Below are 16,542 nucleotides of genomic sequence, written 5' to 3'. Positions count from 1 at the left end.
TGTCTTTATAGGAAGGTAACTAGCTCAACAGGAAGAAAGCGGCTTGCAGCGATAAAGATTTTCCTTCAGTCCTCCAAAATTGTCGGCGTAATTAGGACTACAATTTCAGTTCTCTCATTTATCGTATTTTGCCTACGAAAAAGAGAACCCAGCAGAGGAATCTCAGAAAGCAGTGGAACCCTGTCAACAGATACTCGATCCTCCTCTCGTATCAAGCCTCCCAAAAATAGGGTTTCTCTGTCTTTCAGTCTGGTTTGCAAAGTTCCAACAGAACGCTGGTTCAGCAAGCTAATTAAGGTGCCATCTGCCAAAGTAACTTGGCTACCGATGGATGAAATCTGAGGAATGAGATTTAACGTAACATAGCCATTATCGTCAATCCTAACATTTTGAATAAGCAAGTTAACTCCTGCGTTTCCCTTCTCGAAAACAACTACTGACTGGCCTGTTGCGGGATCCGTTTGTATTCTCCTGTTGGTAATGACTTCTTGGCCAACCACAACAGCCGCACCGGTGTTGTTGGCAACGACTACTTTTGGATCGGCCAATATCTTAGCTGTTCCTGAAGCAATGGCTGCATCTATACGAGCTGCTAGAGATTGCTGTAATCGATTCAAGGTGTTAAACACAAGTGAGCCCCCAGTTGCTGGAGCCGGAACCGAACCAACGTTAGGAACTGAGGATCCCTCGGGTTGGCTAAGAGGAGTTCCACCAAAGGTGGTATTATCTCCAGAACCCAGCGCAAAGTTTCCAGATGCACCACCTAATGCAACTCCTAAGTCAGAGTTGTCGTTAAGGTTAATCTCGATAAACCTGGCGCTAATCAAGACCTGTCGACTTCTGAGATCAATTTGGGCAAGATATGCTGCTATTACGTCATGTTGGGTAGGTGTGGCAACAATAGTCAGTGAATTCGTTCTTGGATCTGCTTGAATGGCCGATTCCTGAGCCAAAGGAATGTTTGATGCTTCCAAAATGGCTAGAATTCTGCTTCTAATTTCACTCGGAGTAACACCTAGCTGCCTAGCCGTGATTTCAGTTGTTCCACCTCCACCTGCGGCACCGGCAGCAGTTAAATCAAAGTTTTGGATCTCCTCTTCGATTCTCAGTTGATTGAGTCTGTACGTCCTGACGATCTGCTGGCCAACCCCAGGGAGTGTAGTACCAATGAAAACTGTTTGCCCTACGCGAGACGCTTGAAGCTCCTTCAAGCGCAAAATAAAGTTAAATGTTTCTTGTAGAGGTGAGTCAGCTACATCTAGGGAAATCGTCAAGTCCGGAGGCACATCATTGAGAACTACATTAAGCCCAGCTCGACGCACCAGTAGGCTTAACACATCACCTACAGGAGCATCTCTTAAGGTCAAAGTGATCTTGGCATTTGAACCCAAATCCACCGGGGGAGGAGCTGGAATAATACTGCCAACGGCAAGATCTCCAGCCGGGGGAGCCATTGCTCGACCTTGAAACGGAGAAACATCAGGATTGACAACCCCTGGCGGCAGTTGGGGTTGGTTGAGCTGGTCCACAGAAGGCACCTGAGAAATCACGGGTGCAGCAGGAACAGCAGGTGCAGGAGGAGCCGCTTGAGTTGTCTGCGGAGGGGCAGGGTTTTGAGCGACCGGTTGGGAGGCAGGGGCAGGAGCTGCGGGCTGAGGAACAGGAGCCACGGGCTGAGGTCGGTTTAGTGACGCCGGTTGGCCGGGCGCTGCTTGGTTGGACGAGGGTTGAGGGGGAACCGCCGCTAGGGGAGCCAGTGGGGCAGAGGGTAGGCCCTCAAAGTCGAAGACCAACTGCGTCGGGCTGCGCCGAGCCAGCAAGCCTTGGGGAGCTGCGGCCACACCGGCTATTTCTATCCGCACGCTGTCGTTGCTCAACTGCCAGGCCTCAATGAAGCGCACCCCTGGCAGGGGAGACTCTTGGCGATAGCGGCCCTGGCTTCCGCTCAATTGAGCATTGGTGATGTCCCCGATCCAAGATTGTCCCTGCTGGGTAAAGAACACCTGTGGGCGAGCGCCCCCTTCGGTGTTGATCTCCAACTGCATGCGGTTGCCGTTGGGCACCAGGCGGATATCTGTGATGCGGCTGAGGCGTTGCGGGTTTGCGGAGGTCAACTGTTGAGCGGCTGCCTCATTGACCCGGCTTTCTAAGGCCAATGGGGGCAGGGACAGGATCAAGCCCAACGCACACCCATAAGCAACTCGACGGTTCATCATCCTCACACCTCACTCCTTCACCCAGTCGTATTCTTGCTTCACCTCGCCACAGGTGCCTTTGGCCTCGTTCACCCCGTGCTTCCCTAATCAAAGCCGAAATCTCGGACTTTGCCACTACCTGTAGCCGTTTCGGAAGAAATTTTTCCCAGATCTTCGATTCGGCAACACTATCCGTGCTGAACCGGCGGTTGTTCCCGTCTTCTGAAAACCAGAGGGGATCCCGCACTGGCAGGATCCCCCCCTGAGTCAAGGCATGGCTGGGCTACTGACCAGGTGCCGTTTGCCCTTCAGGTGGAGGAGCAGTGCCCAACGGAACGTCTTTGTTGTAGATGTAGGCAATCAAATCAAAAGCAGCGTCCAGTTCCCCTGTGTCTTGAACAGGATTTAAGCTGATGTTGCTCACCCGGAACAGCGTGCGCAGACGTTCTATATCTCCCATCAGATTGATCAGCTCCGTATAGGGGCCACGCAGAGCGACACGGGTGGTCTGCACTTGGATGGCGGGAGCGATGATCCCAGGCACTTCCGGATTGGCCGAAGACGCTGGAGTCAGTGGAGAAGGGCTAAAGCTGCGCAGCTCGCTGTTGGGCTGCCCCTGCACCAGCCGGTTGAGATCCAGCAGTTGTGTGTCGGCATTCTCGGGGGTGGAGAGCAGGGCACTGATCTGTTCCCGCTCCACGCGAGCTCTCTCGACCTGATTGGGCACATCTTGCAAACTGGCAATCTGGCTCTTTATGTCCTGCAACTGGGTGGTTTTGTTGGCTACCTCCCTTTCCAAAGCCTGTACCTCCTCGATCAAGGGGCGAAGTTGGGTGAAGGCCAGAAACCCCGCCGCGGCTAACCCTGTGATCCCGATCAAAAGACCAATTCGAATGGGGGTCAGCTCCACGCCCAGCAGTACCGGCGGCCCTGCCGGGGGAACCACCAGTTGTTCGTCGGGAAAACCTTCAACCGATCCAGTCATCAGTTCGCCTCCACTCGACGCAAAATGCGGATCTTTTCAACCAAGCCTATCGCTCCCCGCTGCTCCAGCTCGCGGGTAAATTCTGGGTCGGGATCCCCCAGGGTACGGATGGTTACGGTTATGCCGTAGGTAACGCTGGGCTCGGTTACGTCTGTGCCGTCCACCCGGGAGCTGCTGTTCAGGACGGCGCTGGTAACAAAGTTGGAATCCAGCAGGGTGAGCAAAAAGTCGTTCACCAGGGGAAAGTCCAGCGCCCCTCCTTGGATATTGACAGTATCCCCGGAAGCGCTGATGTTGGTTATCCATACCCCCTGGCCGGGGATCTTGCGCCGCAGCTCTTCCAAGATGGCCGACCAAGGCTGGACGGATCCCAGAAAGGAGCGGAACCCTTCCGTTTGGGCGCGAATGGTTTGCAGCTCTTGATTGGCATTCTGCAGCTGGGACAACTCAGCATTGGCTGTGCTGAGCTCACTGTCAAGGCGAGCCCGCTCCGCCCTCAAGGTTTCTCTCTGGCGGGAAAAGCTGTCTTGGAAATACCAAAAAGCTCCCATCGCTACAGCAGCAACAGCAACCCCCAGGCCAATGGCCGGGATCCAATTCTGGGATCCCTCTGCGGCCCCAGTCGCGGCTACTGCCCCTCTCCCTGTTCGAGCTGTGGTGAGGACATCCGGCCTTTCTTTGAGGAAATTGATCTCCGGTGTGTACATCTCTTTAACCGCCTTGTGCGCTATTCCATCGGTTGGGCGAGCTTGCGCTGCCTGCTGCCGCTACTTGGTGTCTTCCCGTAACGCCAACCCCAGGGCCACTCCCATTGCTGGGCGTTCCTCCAGGGGCAGTTCCACTGAATCCGGCACGACAATGTTGCCAAAGGGATCCGCCAACTCCACCGCCACGCTCAACGACTGAGATAAGAAGCCGTCGATTTGGCCGATGCTTGCCCCAGTTCCGGCCAGCAGTACTTTCACCACAGGCGAGCTGCTTTCTGTGCTCGTAAAGAAGTCGATGGAGCGCTTCAGTTCATCCGCCAAATCGGAGACAACGCGCGTTACTGCTGCTACACCGGGATTGCTGGGCGCTGGCTGTTCTCCCGTGGCCAAAATATCGGTGGGGTTGATCAAGGGTAACCTCAGAGTTCGCAACAGGTCGCCGGTGCGGCTAAGCGGCAGATTCAGGGATTGGGCCAGCACCTGCCGCATGTGGATGGTGCCGATGTTGACGGTGCGGGTAAATTGCGGGATCCCGTTCACCAAAATGCTGATCTCGCTGCTGTCGTAGCCGATGGAGCTGAGCAACACGGCCTCTTGGGGGCCGTACTGGGTTAGCTGATCGCGGATGGTGCGAATGAGGGAGAAGCTGGCCAGCTCCACACAGCGCACCTGCAAGTTGGCCACCTGCAGCACCTCCAGGTAGTTGTCCACCACCTCTTTGGGGATGGCCACCAGCAAGACTTCGATGCGCTCAATGCCATCCTGGGAAAGATCGAGACCCAAGGGCTGGTAGTCGACATCCGCCTGATCCCGCGGATAGGGAATGTAAAGTTCGGCCTCCTGCTCCAAAACCACCCGGCGCAGCTCATCGGCGGGCAGGTCGGCAGGCAGGCGAATGAGACGAACGATGGCCTCCCTTACGGGCACTGCTGTGGCTGCCGGCAGGTTGGTGGGTACCTTGTTTTCATTGAGCAAATTCATCAGGATCAAGCCAACTGTGCTCGGATCGAGGATGCGCCCTTCGACCATCGCCCCTTCCGGCATGTCCACGCTGTGGTAGTGGGCCAGACGATAGCGACCATTGCCCTGCTTTTTCAATTGGGCAACGGCGATGCGCTCGGGGTTGATGTCCACCCCAAGCATGGTTCGGGTTTTGAAACCACCAAGAAAACTAAACACGCCGGGAAACCCCGCCCTTTGCGCTACTGCTAGAGGCATACTACCCAATTTGTAGGTGGGTTACCACTGTTCGCCATTGGCCGCGGGGAAATCCTTGTCTGGGCCGATCCCTCCCTGCCAGCCGCAAGTGCAGGGCTTGCGCGGTGTTGAGTGGTGTTGGAAATTCGCTTGACTCAACGGGTCTGTTGCCGCGCCCACTCACGGAACTGTTGTAACCGCTCACAACCCTTCTTCCTCGAGGGCCTGGACGTTTTGCACAATCCGGGAGAGCTCGTTTTTCTCATCCACATTGATGCGGGTCGGGGATCCGCTGATGATGCGCTCGTAGCCCCGGAAGGAATCGCGGATTTGGATGCCCGCGTTGGAGATGAGGTACTCGCGGATCCCTTTGTCGTGCCAGGATCCCCGCATTTTGAAGACGTTGAGGGCGCGGGCCATCTCTCCGCGGATCTCCACGTATTGCAGCAGGATAATCGTGTCGGTGATGGTGGAGATGTGGGATTCGGTGATGGAATGGGATCCCATGAATTGGTCGGTGGTGTTGGTGAAAAAGCCGGTGATCTCCTCCTGCTTGGCCAGGCCAGTTACCCCGATTACAAACTGGCGGAAGGCATTTTGGCTCACTCCCCGCGCCAGGGCTGACAGGGAGTCGATGGCCATGCGGGAGGGCTTGAAGGCCATCATCTCGGTTTTGATCTTCTGCAGGTGGTCTTCCAGGCCGGCAGATTCTGGGTAGGCGCAGATGATCTTGAGGAGGCCCTGCCGCTCGAACTCTTCCAGGTCAATGCCCCAGGAGGAGGCGTTGCGGGACAGCTGCGCCCGCGACTCTTCGTAGGCAAAGAGAATGCAGCGTTCCCCATCCAGGCAGCCCCGCTCCAGGAATTTGCTCACCAGCGAGGTTTTGCCCGTGCCGGTGGCGCCGGTGGCCAAAATAATCGAGTCCTTGAAGAAACCGCCGCCGCACATTTCGTCCAGCTTCTCGATGCCGGAGGAGACCCGCACGTTGGAGGAGCGCTGCGTCAGCTGCATGGCTCCCAAGGGGAAGATGTTGATCCCGTCGTTGGTGATGGTGAAGGGATATTCCCCCTTCATGTGGGTGGTGCCCCGCAGCTTCAAGATCTCAATGGTGCGCCGCCGTTTCTCTCCCTCCAGGATGTTGCGTAGGATCACCACGTTATCGGAGACGAATTCCTCTACGCCGTAGCGGGCGATGGGGCCGTACTCGTCGGTGCGCTCCGTGGTCATGACGGTGGTGACGTTGGCCTGCTTGAGGCGGGCCGTCAGGCGGAACAGCTCCCGCCGCACCACACCGGCAGGGTCGTATTGCTGAAAGATGGCTGTCACTGAGTCGATGGAGACCCGCTTGGCTTTGTATTTGCGAATGGCGTACTGGATGCGCTCGATGAGGGCCGACAAATCAAAGTTGCCGCTCACCTCATAGCCTTCGGGATCGGGGGAGGCATCCAGGATAAACAGTTGGCCCCTGTCGATGAGGGCCTGCAGATCCCAGCCAAAGCTGGAGGCATTGCGAATGATATCGGCGGGGGTTTCCTCGAAGGTGACGAAGATCCCCGGCTCTTGATACTTCACGATGCCGTTGTAAAGGAACTGCATGGCAAACAGGGTTTTGCCGGTGCCGGAGGTGCCGCTGACCAAGGTGGTGCGTCCCAGGGGTAGCCCACCGTGACTGATGTCTTCAAAGCCCTCGATGCCCGTCTGTTTTTTGGGGATCCCTCGCAGCTCTGAGAGATCCGCCCGGTGGTTGTCTGGGGTTGGTTCGGTGGAGTCCTCTGCGGTGTTATCTTGTGGCTTTTCTGGCTCAGAAGGCCCCAATGACTGGTTCATCCCACTCTCCTTGCTCCTGCAGCCTGTCTCAAGCCTCTTCGTCCAATTCTTCGTAGAGCAGATCCAGGCCGATGAGCACTTTCTCGCGGTTGGACAGATCGCCAATAATCTTCCGCACCGGTGGCGGCAGGATTTTGGCCAAGGTCGGCGTTGCCAAGATCTTATCTTCCTCTGCCAGTTGCGGATTTTTCAAGACATCGATCACCTTCAGGCTGTACACGCCGCGGAACTCCTTTTCCAAGATGTCTTGCAAGGTGCTGAGGGCACGCAGAGAATTGGGGGTGTTGCCCGCCACGTAGAGCTTGAGAACATAGGCTTTGCGAGTGGACATATCTAAGGATCCCTTGGAGCGGTTTTGGGAATGGAGCGGCGGTACATTTCGCTCAGGTGGGCCATCACATCGATCAGGGTAAGGCGGTAATCCAGCAGGATCTCTTCGCTGCGGCCTTCCAGTTTCAATTGTTTGGCAAAGTCTTCCATCAAGTTCATGTGCAGCTCCAGCAGTTGAGCAGCGCCGATATCGGCAAAAAAGGCCAAGGCCACCAGCTCGTCGATGCGGGCATTGACGGTCTCGGGAGATTGAAAATAGTCCAAGACGATTGCCTGGTAAAGGTTACGCAGCCGTCGCATGAGGGCTTGCTGCTCGTGGGGCGGGAGGCGACGGTAAAACAGCTCTGGGTCACGATGATAGTACACTCCGGCGTAGCCCAGCCGTTCCCGCAATTTCTCCGCCAGCCGCCGTTGTTGTTGGTTGCTGTAAGCCAGGTAGGGCTGATCGCTGGGATGCGCTGGGCCCTGCGGGAGGCCGCAGGTGGGAGACATCTGCAGAAACAAGGCGATGGCCCGATCCACCAGCAGCTCCAAGACGGAAGGGGATCCCGAAGCGGTACAGTCGGCCCGCACCTGCCCCTTCAGCTCCTGTGGCGAAATGGGACGGACGAGGGTGGCGTTGTGGTAGAAAAACTGCTCTCGCTTGAGCAATGCTTTCACCAAAGATGAGGTGGCAGGGATCTCTCCTTCCGTCTCCGGTGTTTCCTTTTGCAGGTGGGATTCTTCCAGCACAATCGCCAGCACCGTCGGCAGCAGCAGTCCCCACGCGCAGAGCTGATTGCCCAGATCGTGCAGCTCTTGCAGCCGAGTGGGATCCACCAGGAGCACCAAGCAATCGACATGGCCGTCTTGTCTCCTGAGAGCCTCTAGGAAGGTAGCTTGATCCTGAAAACACTCGACAACAAAGCGTTCAGGGGGTAGCCAGTCCTCGCAAGCTAGGGGCTCTCCTGCTGGCGGCTCCCAATCCAGCAACAGGTTGATGCGCAGTGGATGGGTGTCAGGCAACAAGACAAAGGATGAAGATATATTTCCTATCTTAAATCTGACCGGGATCCGCGCTCACCGGCCAGAGGAAAAGAGCGGGAGAAAAACCTAAACTAGGGGTGAGTGAGCTGCTGCTGAGATCCCTATGGTGCCCCTGATCATCGACTGTGACCCTGGCCAAGACGATGCGGTGGCTCTGCTGCTGGCTATGGCGTCGCCAGAAGAGCTGCAATTGCTGGGCATTACCACGGTGGCTGGCAATGTCTCCTTGGACAAAACCAGCCGCAATGCTCGACAGATCTGTGAATTGGCCGGTCAGCCGCAGATGGGGGTGTATGCTGGCTGCCCCCGACCTCTCTTGCGCCCTCTGGAAACCGCCGAGCAGGTGCATGGCAAAACCGGGATCGACGGAGCGGATCTGCCGGAGCCCCAGATGCCTTTGGGATCCCAGCATGCAGTGCCCTATCTCATCGAGACGCTGATGGCTGCCCCTGAGCCGGTTACCTTGGCTTTGCTGGGCCCGATGACCAACTTGGCAGTGGCCCTGGTGCAGCAGCCCCGGATTGTGGAGCGCATCCAGCGGCTGGTGTTTATGGGGGGATCCGCCTTTGAGGGGAATGTTACCCCGGCAGCCGAGTTCAACATCCTCACCGATCCCCACGCCGCCCAGATCGTGCTCAGCGCCGGGATCCCGGAGGTGGTGATGCTGGGCTTGCACGTCACCCAACATGTCCTCAGCACGCCGGAGCGGATTGAGCGCATCCGCGCCCTGGGCACCCGCGTTGGGCAGACGGTGGCCAATATGCTCACCTTTTACGGTAAGGTCGACGTAGAACGCTACGGGCTACCGGGAGGGCCATTGCATGACCCTTGTGTGATTGCCTATCTGTTACAGCCGCAGTTGTTCGAGCTCAAGCCCTGCTACGTCGAGGTGGAAACGGCTAGCCCCTTGAACCTGGGCCGGACGGTGGTGGATCGCTGGGGATCCAGTGGTCGCCTCGCCAATGTTCAGGTGGCTTTTGGGGTGGATGCCCAGGGGTTTTACCACCTGCTCACCGAGCGCCTGGGCCGTTACCGATAATTCTGATAGTTCTGATCCTTGAGGCCAGATCCGAAGGTGGAGAATCCCAGCGCCGTCCAACGTGCCAAGCTGGAGTGGGTGAACCTGCCCACCGCCGTCACCCTGCTGCGGCTGGCAGGGATCCCTTTTGTTTTGCTGGGCCTGAGCCTGCAGTCCCCCTGGGGAGAGAGGTTGGCCCTCTGGGCGTTCCTGTTGGCGGCGGCAACCGATTGGCTGGATGGCCATTTGGCCCGCCGTTATGGCTTGGTAACCGATATGGGCAAGTTTTTGGATCCTCTGGTGGATAAGCTGCTGGTGTTGGCGCCGCTGCTGGGCCTGCTGGAACTGGGGCGGATCCCCGCTTGGGGCGTGTTTTTGCTGGTGGGGCGGGAGCTGGCCATCGCCGGCTGGCGGGTCAACCAAAGCCAAATCCGCGGTGCCAATTTCTGGGGCAAAGCCAAGACGGTAACCCAAATCCTGGCCATTGCTTTGCTGATTTTGGGGTGGCCGGGAGGGATCCCTTGTTTTTGGGTGGCGGTGGTTCTCACCCTGATCTCGGGCCTGACCTACCTGCACACCGATCATCCCCATCATGCGCAGTCACCCGGCAGGCCATAGCCCTTGTCAGATCCCCCCGCCCCTCGCCGACAGAGGAGCATGACTCTAGTCAATAATAAGCTCAACTATACTGAAAATAATGTATAATATGTTCAGTGCGGATTACTACCAGTTGATCTTTCTGTTTACTTTCGAGTCTGCCAACATGGTAGCCAAAGCAAAGCAGAAAATTGGTAGTAAGACGACACGGAAACTGCGCTTTGGGTATTCTACTCAAAGCTTTGCGGGATACCGCCATTCTGTTTGGAAACAAACAGAGTGCTATCGCTGCATAGTTGAACAGTGATGTTCAGCAGTGTTCAGCGTAAATGTATCAGACACCCCACCTGAGCAGCGCATCCTCGGCCTAGATCCAGGTCTGGAAACCATGGGTTTTGGTTGCATTCTGGCGGGATCTGCGGGGTTGAAACCTGTGGATTATGGGGTGATCAGCACCCCCAGCCAACACTCGATGCCGGAGCGGCTGCAAACGCTGCACGAGGATTTGAGCCAGTTGCTGCGCCAACTGCGCCCGCATCAGGTGGGGCTGGAAAAACTTTTTTTCTACAAAATGGGCAATACCATTGCCATCGCCCAAGCCCGTGGCGTGATCCTGCTCACCTTGGCCCAGCATCATCTGTTGCCGGTGGAGTTTACGCCCGCCCAAGTCAAGCAAAGTTTGACAGGCTACGGACGCGCCGACAAGCAGGCTGTACAAGCTGCCGTGGCCCGGGAACTCAACCTGCCCAGCTTGCCCCGCCCGGATGATGCCGCCGATGCCTTGGCGATTGCCATCACAGTCTGGCACCACCGCTTCTCTTGAGGGATCCCCTCCCTGTCAATCCCCTACCTTTAGCAGAGATAAAGATTGGCCAATAAAGATGGGCTAGACTCAGTACAGCGAGAAGCACAAGCCCTATGCCTTCTTCTTCCTTGGATGTTCGCGAGCTACCGCTGTTTCCCTTGCCGGAGGTGGTGCTGTTTCCGGGCCGACCTCTGCCGCTGCACATATTCGAGTACCGCTACCGCATGATGATCAACACCATTCTGGAGACGGATCGCCGCTTTGGGGTGCTGATGTTCAATCCCCAGACGGGATCCCCAGTGCGGGTGGGCTGTTGTGCTGAGGTGTTGCAGGTGCAGCGATTGCCGGATGACCGCATGGACATTTTGACCTTGGGGCAGCAGCGCTTCCGCGTCTTGAATTACGTGCGGGAAAAACCCTTCCGGGTGGGGCTGGTGGAATGGATTGAGGATGAGCCGACCACCCCTTCCGATGACCTGCAGAGCTGGGTGCGCCAGGTTACCACTCTCCTTCAAGATGTGGTGCGTCTCTCGGGCAAGCTAATGGAGCGGGATGCACAGTTGCCGGAGCAGCTCCCCACCACCCCCATAGAACTGTCCTACTGGGTGGCTAGCCACTTCCATGGGGCCCCCCAAGAGCAGCAAGCTCTGCTGGAAATGGTCAGTACCGAAAGGCGGCTGCGCCGAGAAGCCGAAATTCTCGAGTCCACCCGCAAGCACTTGGCCGCCCGCACAGCCCTCAAGGATCTGTTCACGGAAATTTCCTGAGGTTCCTGTCAGTTGGTCAGGTCTGCTCCCATCTGTTCTGGTGGCTCTTGTGGACCTTTCCAGAGAGTGCCCTTTGCCTTGCTCGACCAGGCAGAGCAGAATGCTTCCCCCGGAAAGGTTGGGTATTTCTTGAGGATCCCTTCCCCGTTTTTCATGGCCTACGCTCGCCGCTACTTGCGCTTTCCCTCTCAGATCTTGGGCCGGGAAATGGAGATGCTCCACTTTGGGCATCACGGCTACCCGCTGATCTGTCTGCCCACCAGCAACGGGCGTTTTTTTGACGTGGAAGATCGCGGCATTATTGCCAGCCTCAGCCATCATCTGGAGCAGGGCTATTTGCAGGCTTTTTGCGTGGAAACCCTAGATTGGGAGACTTTGTTCAACCGCCAGCTGGACTTGCCCCAACGGCGGGAGCGTTGGCTGTTGTTGGAGCGGCACTGGGTAGAAGAGCTGATCCCCTACGCCAAGGCCGAGGCGCAAAATGAGTTTCTGGTGGTAGCTGGGTTTTCCCTGGGAGCTACCCATGCTGTCAACCTCACCTGTCGGCATCCCGGCCTAGTGCGCCGTTGTTTGGCTCTGGGGGGGCCCTACGATGTGGCCGCTCTCGGCTCTGTCACCGGCTGGGATCCCCAACGGGCAGAGCAGGAGCTGTATTTCATCAACCCGCTGGCCTATATGTCCAACATGAGCCGGCAACTCTGGGATCAGTTGGGCGGGCGCAACACCGAGCTGAAGTTGCTCACCGCTCGCCGCGACCACTGCCTCAGCGACAATCTGCGCCTGGCAGAAGTGCTCAGCCGCAACGACATCCCCCATCAACTGGAGGTATGGGAGGGGGATCACGACTGGCCCACTTGGCAAGCGCAAATCCGCGCCTTCGCGTAGGATCCCTTGCAGGGAATAGCTTTTGAGAGAGCTTTGATGATTGAAGACTATTGGGTTGGCAGCCTGCACTTCAGCGAGCCTTTTGGGGACGATACTCTGGCTCGCCTCAACGCACTTCCCCCTGTTCAAGCTCGCAACGGCCAAACTTACAAGATCCGGGCCGAACATGTCACCATTCATGAGGTGAACCTGGATTACCGCACCAAGTATCGCCTGATCCTGGATCGCTTCAGCTACCTTTACCCCCAAGCCATCGGCCTATTCATGGGCTTTGCCTTTCGGGGGGTTTACCTCATCAACAACCCCTTTAGCTTTTATTACTACCTGCGCAACAAAGATGCTGCCTACATGGTGGTCAAAGAGCTGGGGATCTCCATCCCCAAAACTTACATTCTGCCCCCTAAAGAAGCCCCCGCATTGAAAGCAGAGGACTTTAAGTATCACAAGTTTTTCGATTGGCAGGGGATGGCGGAAGATCTGGGCTGGCCAATTGTGATTAAGCCGGCGGAGGGGCGAGAGGCCATTGGAGTAGAAATAGCCCACAACATGGAGCAGCTCCTCTATTTTTACGACCGCTCTGGATCTCAGGTGATGATGATCCAAGAGAAGGTCAAAACCCCTTACCCTTGGCAGATTCGCGCCCTCTGCATTGGCCGAAAGATCATTCCGATCAAGTATATCTTTCGCAAGTTCGATGCCAGCGAATATCTGTTTGATCCAGAATTTCTCACGCCGGAAATGGGCCAGAAAGTCATCAATACCTGTCGGATTATCAATCGAGTTTTGGGCTATGAAATGAACTCGGTGGAGCTATTTATCGACGAGCAGGGAGAGCTCCAGGCCATCGACTTTAACAATCCGGTGCCCGATGGACGGCTCAAGGCTTTGGGAGAGATCTTCTACAACGATTACCAGCAGGCCCTTTGCGATTTGGTCTTGGACATCGTGCGGGAACAGCGTCCTTTCGACTTCCTGCCCCCAGATATCAACCGCTTTGCTCACATTGCCCGACGGGCTGACCTCACCCGCGAGCAGAAGTTTCAGATGGCTCTGGATTTGGCCAACCGTTACTACGAGCCCAGGGATCCCGATTAAAATCAAACCAGAACCCAAAAGTGTGGTTTTCCGCCGGAGAAGTTGTGGACGGGCAAAGGAGCAGCAGCGTGGTTTCCGACCCCGCTTCAGGGTGGTCCATAATCAAGCAGGCGCAGGGATCCTGCCAGGTGCTGCATTTGGCGGCGTTGAGTCGGCAAGAGCATTGGGGGCCTTTTCCCAGCCAAGCTGAGGCAATTGCACGGCGGGTTGGTCTGATCCGAGCAGGCAAATGTCAACCGGGTTGAAATGGCGCTGGTGCCACGATATTCGCGAGATCCCGGCAGTGGCCTGGCACGCCTTGCAAACGGAGCGCACCTCTCCTTTTTTGGAATACGAATGGTTGCACAGCCTAGAGAGCTCAGGTTGTGCCAGCCGCAGGACAGGGTGGCTGCCCTGTCACCTGTTGGTGGAGGCGGACGGCCAGTTGGTTGCTGCTGCCCCCTTGTATTTGAAAAGCCACAGCCAGGGGGAGTTTGTCTTTGACCAAGAATGGGCTGCAGTTGCCGGCCAACTGGGGGAACGCTACTACCCGAAGTTAATCGGCATGGCCCCCTTCACCCCGGCCACGGGCTATCGCATCCTCGTCCATCCCGAGTATTCGGAAGCAGAGGTGTGGTCGTTGATGCTGGCAGCCATTGACCGGTTTTGCCAAGAGAAGGATATTTCGGTGTTTAGCTTGCTTTATGTAGATCTGGACTGGCGGACTCAATTGGAGTCGGATGGATTTACGCCTCGGATCACCCACAACTACCAGTGGCACAACCCCGGCTACCGCTCTTACGAAGACTTTTTGAGCCAGTTCAATGCCAACCAGCGGCGCAACATCAAGCGAGAGCGGGCTGCAATGGAAAAAAGCGGCCTAGAACTCAAGATTTACACAGGAGAGGAGATCACGCCCCGCCTGTTGTCTCTCATGTACGACTTTTACAGCAACACCTGCGCCCAATTTTGGAACTGGAGCAAATATCTCAATCGCCGCTTTTTCGAGTCTCTCTATCCCAACTATCGGGAGCGAGTTGTGCTAGTGGCCGGGGAACGGAATGCAGAAATTGTGGGGATGTCTTTTTGTATTCGTAAGGGAGATCGCCTGTTCGGGCGCTACTGGGGTTGTCGGGAGGAGGTGAAGTTTTTGCACTTTAACGTTTGCTACTACGAGCCCATTGCCCTCGCCATCCGAGAAGGGATCCGCAACTTTGATCCCGGCGCAGGGGGATCCCATAAGATTCGACGGGGATTTCCGGCCACGCCTGTGTACAGCTACCACCGCTTCTACAGCCGAAGGCTACAACAGGTTTTGGTGCCCTACCTAAACCGGGTTAACCCTCTCATGTTGGCCGAGCTGGAGAACGTGAATCAAAACGAGGTTCCTTTTCGAGAAGATGTTTTGCCTTCTCTATCTGCTTTGACCAAGGAGTGAACCACTTCATTGGATGGGGTTTTCAATCCCGTAAGCAGTTGGCGGCTGACATGCTTTTTGCCTTGCTACAGCTTTTTCCGGCAATGCTGACTCCAGCCAACACGACCTGACCTATGGTTATAGTTATTTCGAATTTCGGCGAAACAGCCTAATGGAACATCCGATCCCTTCCAGCCTTCCTGATCCCGTTAAACCTGGGGATCTCTTGGCGTTGGAGGTCACGGCCCTGACCCCCCAGGGAGATGGCATTGCCCACACGGTAGGACTTGGACAAGGGCGAGTGGTGTTTGTGTCCCAGGCGGTGCCCGGGGATCAGGTGGTGGCCCAAATAACCGAGATCAAGCGCAATTACTTGGTCGGGCGAATTCGGTCGCTGATTTCTCCCTCTCCCCAACGGGTGCGACCAGCCTGCATTGTGGCGGACAAATGTGGTGGCTGCCAATGGCAACATGTCAGCTATGCCCAGCAATTGGCCACCAAGCAGCAAATCCTCAGGGATGCACTGGAGCGGATTGGCGGTCTGACTCTGCCGCAGCCTGTCCCTATTTTGGGATCCCAGCAGCCGCTGCGCTATCGCAACAAGGTCACCTACCCCATGGCCAAACCGGAGGGCCAGCCCTTGCGCATGGGCTACTACCAACGGGGCAGCCACCGCCTGGTGAACCTCAACCAATGCCCCGTGCAAGACGAGCGGCTGGATGTGTTCCTGAGGGAAATCAAGCGGGATCTCCAAGAAACGGGCTGGAGTGTCTACGACGAAAGTCGTCACCAAGGTCATCTCCGCCACTTGGGTTTGCGCATCGGTCGCCGTACCCGCGAGGTGCTCCTGACCTTGGTCAGTTGCAGTCGTCGCCTGCCCCATCTGGAAAGCTGGGCCGAACGCTGGATGCAGCGCTACCCTGACCTGGTGGGGGTCTGTCTCAATCTCAACTCGGCCCGCACCAATGCCATCTTCGGCCCGGAGACTGAGGTGATTGCCGGTCGGGGGTCTTTGCGGGAGGAATTTGCCGGTTTTTCCCTCTGGATCGACAGCACCTCTTTCTTCCAGGTCAACACAGAGCAAGCAGAAGCCTTTTTTACCTGGATAGCCGACCAACTGAACCTGCGGGGAGAGGAAACCATCCTGGATGCCTACTGTGGCATCGGCACCTTAACCTTGCTGCTGGCGCAACGGGCGAAACGGGCGATGGGGGTGGAAGCTTTGCCGGAAGCGGTGGCCCAAGCCCGCTACAATGCCCAGTTCAACGGTATCGCCTCAGCCCAATTTTTCCAGGGCACGGTGGAACAGGTTTTGCCGACCCTGCCCCCTGCCGACATTGTGGTGCTGGATCCGCCGCGGCGCGGCTGCGACCGCCAAGTGCTCGAGACCCTAAAGCTGCGACGACCACCACGCATCGTCTACATTAGCTGTCACCCTGCCACTTTGGCGCGAGACTTGCAGATCCTACTGGCAGAGGGATCCTATCGCCTTACCCAATGGCGGGCGGCTGACTTCTTTCCCCAAACCGGGCATGTGGAGGGGGTGGCCTTTTTGGAGCGAGTTTGAAGAGTACGCACCCTGACCAAAAGGCGCGGCAAGCCCCGTCCTTCAGGGCAGGGAAGGATAGCGCCGACCGTAGCCGACGCCCTTTAAAAACGCAGTGCCGGCCATGTGAATATCGTTGTCATCACGCATAGGTCAAGAATACGAT

The 16,542-nt window shown here is 56.7% G+C and carries 15 protein-coding genes; 8 read left to right on the top strand and 7 right to left on the bottom strand.

Annotation, left to right across the window (positions count from 1 at the left end; genetic code table 11):
• Positions 1-65 precede the first annotated feature (65 nt).
• The 7 genes from ACVW0C_RS08705 to ACVW0C_RS08675 all read right to left on the bottom strand — a co-directional run bounded on the left by ACVW0C_RS08705 (position 66) and on the right by ACVW0C_RS08675 (position 8,249).
• On the bottom strand, positions 66-2,216 hold the full coding sequence (locus tag ACVW0C_RS08705; RefSeq protein ID WP_457384936.1) for an AMIN domain-containing protein: 2,151 nt from the start codon (positions 2,214-2,216) through the stop codon (positions 66-68).
• Between the two features lie 262 nt (positions 2,217-2,478).
• On the bottom strand, positions 2,479-3,180 hold the full coding sequence (locus tag ACVW0C_RS08700; protein ID WP_011432139.1) for a hypothetical protein: 702 nt from the start codon (positions 3,178-3,180) through the stop codon (positions 2,479-2,481).
• On the bottom strand, positions 3,180-3,887 hold the full coding sequence (locus tag ACVW0C_RS08695; protein WP_457384935.1) for a PilN domain-containing protein: 708 nt from the start codon (positions 3,885-3,887) through the stop codon (positions 3,180-3,182). Before ACVW0C_RS08695 ends, ACVW0C_RS08700 begins: the two co-directional genes overlap by 1 nt.
• Before the next feature lie 60 nt (positions 3,888-3,947).
• Positions 3,948-5,030: a type IV pilus biogenesis protein PilM gene (gene pilM, locus ACVW0C_RS08690; RefSeq protein WP_457384934.1), complete on the bottom strand. Its 1,083-nt coding sequence runs from the start codon at positions 5,028-5,030 to the stop codon at positions 3,948-3,950.
• Positions 5,031-5,285: 255 nt separating this feature from the next.
• A complete protein-coding gene (gene kaiC, locus ACVW0C_RS08685) occupies positions 5,286-6,911 on the bottom strand; it encodes a circadian clock protein KaiC (protein ID WP_011432142.1) in 1,626 nt (541 codons plus the stop codon).
• Between the two features lie 28 nt (positions 6,912-6,939).
• Positions 6,940-7,242 (bottom strand): circadian clock protein KaiB, encoded by a 303-nt coding sequence (gene kaiB / locus ACVW0C_RS08680; RefSeq protein ID WP_011430723.1) that lies wholly within the window; start codon positions 7,240-7,242, stop codon positions 6,940-6,942.
• A gap of 2 nt (positions 7,243-7,244) precedes the next feature.
• A complete protein-coding gene (locus ACVW0C_RS08675) occupies positions 7,245-8,249 on the bottom strand; it encodes a circadian clock protein KaiA (protein ID WP_414343474.1) in 1,005 nt (334 codons plus the stop codon).
• Between the two features lie 121 nt (positions 8,250-8,370).
• Between ACVW0C_RS08675 and ACVW0C_RS08670 the strand changes: the two genes are divergently transcribed.
• The 8 genes from ACVW0C_RS08670 (at position 8,371) to rlmD (ending at position 16,397) form a co-directional block, all read left to right on the top strand.
• Complete coding sequence (locus ACVW0C_RS08670) at positions 8,371-9,306, top strand: nucleoside hydrolase (protein WP_457384933.1); 936 nt, start codon at positions 8,371-8,373, stop codon at positions 9,304-9,306.
• 78 nt (positions 9,307-9,384) lie between these two features.
• A complete protein-coding gene (gene pgsA, locus ACVW0C_RS08665) occupies positions 9,385-9,903 on the top strand; it encodes a CDP-diacylglycerol--glycerol-3-phosphate 3-phosphatidyltransferase (protein WP_457384968.1) in 519 nt (172 codons plus the stop codon).
• A 295-nt stretch (positions 9,904-10,198) separates the two neighbouring features.
• Positions 10,199-10,705, top strand: coding sequence for a crossover junction endodeoxyribonuclease RuvC (ruvC, locus tag ACVW0C_RS08660; protein ID WP_457384932.1), 507 nt, complete (start codon positions 10,199-10,201; stop codon positions 10,703-10,705).
• A 95-nt stretch (positions 10,706-10,800) separates the two neighbouring features.
• Positions 10,801-11,454, top strand: a complete 654-nt coding sequence (locus ACVW0C_RS08655; RefSeq protein WP_457384931.1) for an LON peptidase substrate-binding domain-containing protein — start codon at positions 10,801-10,803, stop codon at positions 11,452-11,454.
• Between the two features lie 66 nt (positions 11,455-11,520).
• Positions 11,521-12,339, top strand: coding sequence for an alpha/beta hydrolase-fold protein (locus ACVW0C_RS08650; RefSeq protein ID WP_457384930.1), 819 nt, complete (start codon positions 11,521-11,523; stop codon positions 12,337-12,339).
• A 36-nt stretch (positions 12,340-12,375) separates the two neighbouring features.
• Entirely contained in the window at positions 12,376-13,434 is a 1,059-nt protein-coding gene (locus ACVW0C_RS08645; RefSeq protein ID WP_414350608.1) for an ATP-grasp domain-containing protein, read from the top strand.
• Positions 13,435-13,663: 229 nt separating this feature from the next.
• A complete protein-coding gene (locus ACVW0C_RS08640; RefSeq protein WP_414329285.1) occupies positions 13,664-14,851 on the top strand; it encodes a GNAT family N-acetyltransferase in 1,188 nt (395 codons plus the stop codon).
• Positions 14,852-15,002: 151 nt separating this feature from the next.
• Positions 15,003-16,397, top strand: coding sequence for a 23S rRNA (uracil(1939)-C(5))-methyltransferase RlmD (rlmD, locus tag ACVW0C_RS08635; protein WP_457384929.1), 1,395 nt, complete (start codon positions 15,003-15,005; stop codon positions 16,395-16,397).
• Positions 16,398-16,542: the final 145 nt, after the last annotated feature.

Source organism: Thermostichus sp. OS-CIW-26, assembly GCF_054058395.1.
The sequence above is the reverse complement of the archived record's forward strand: the minus strand, read 5'-3'. Positions and strand labels throughout refer to the sequence as shown.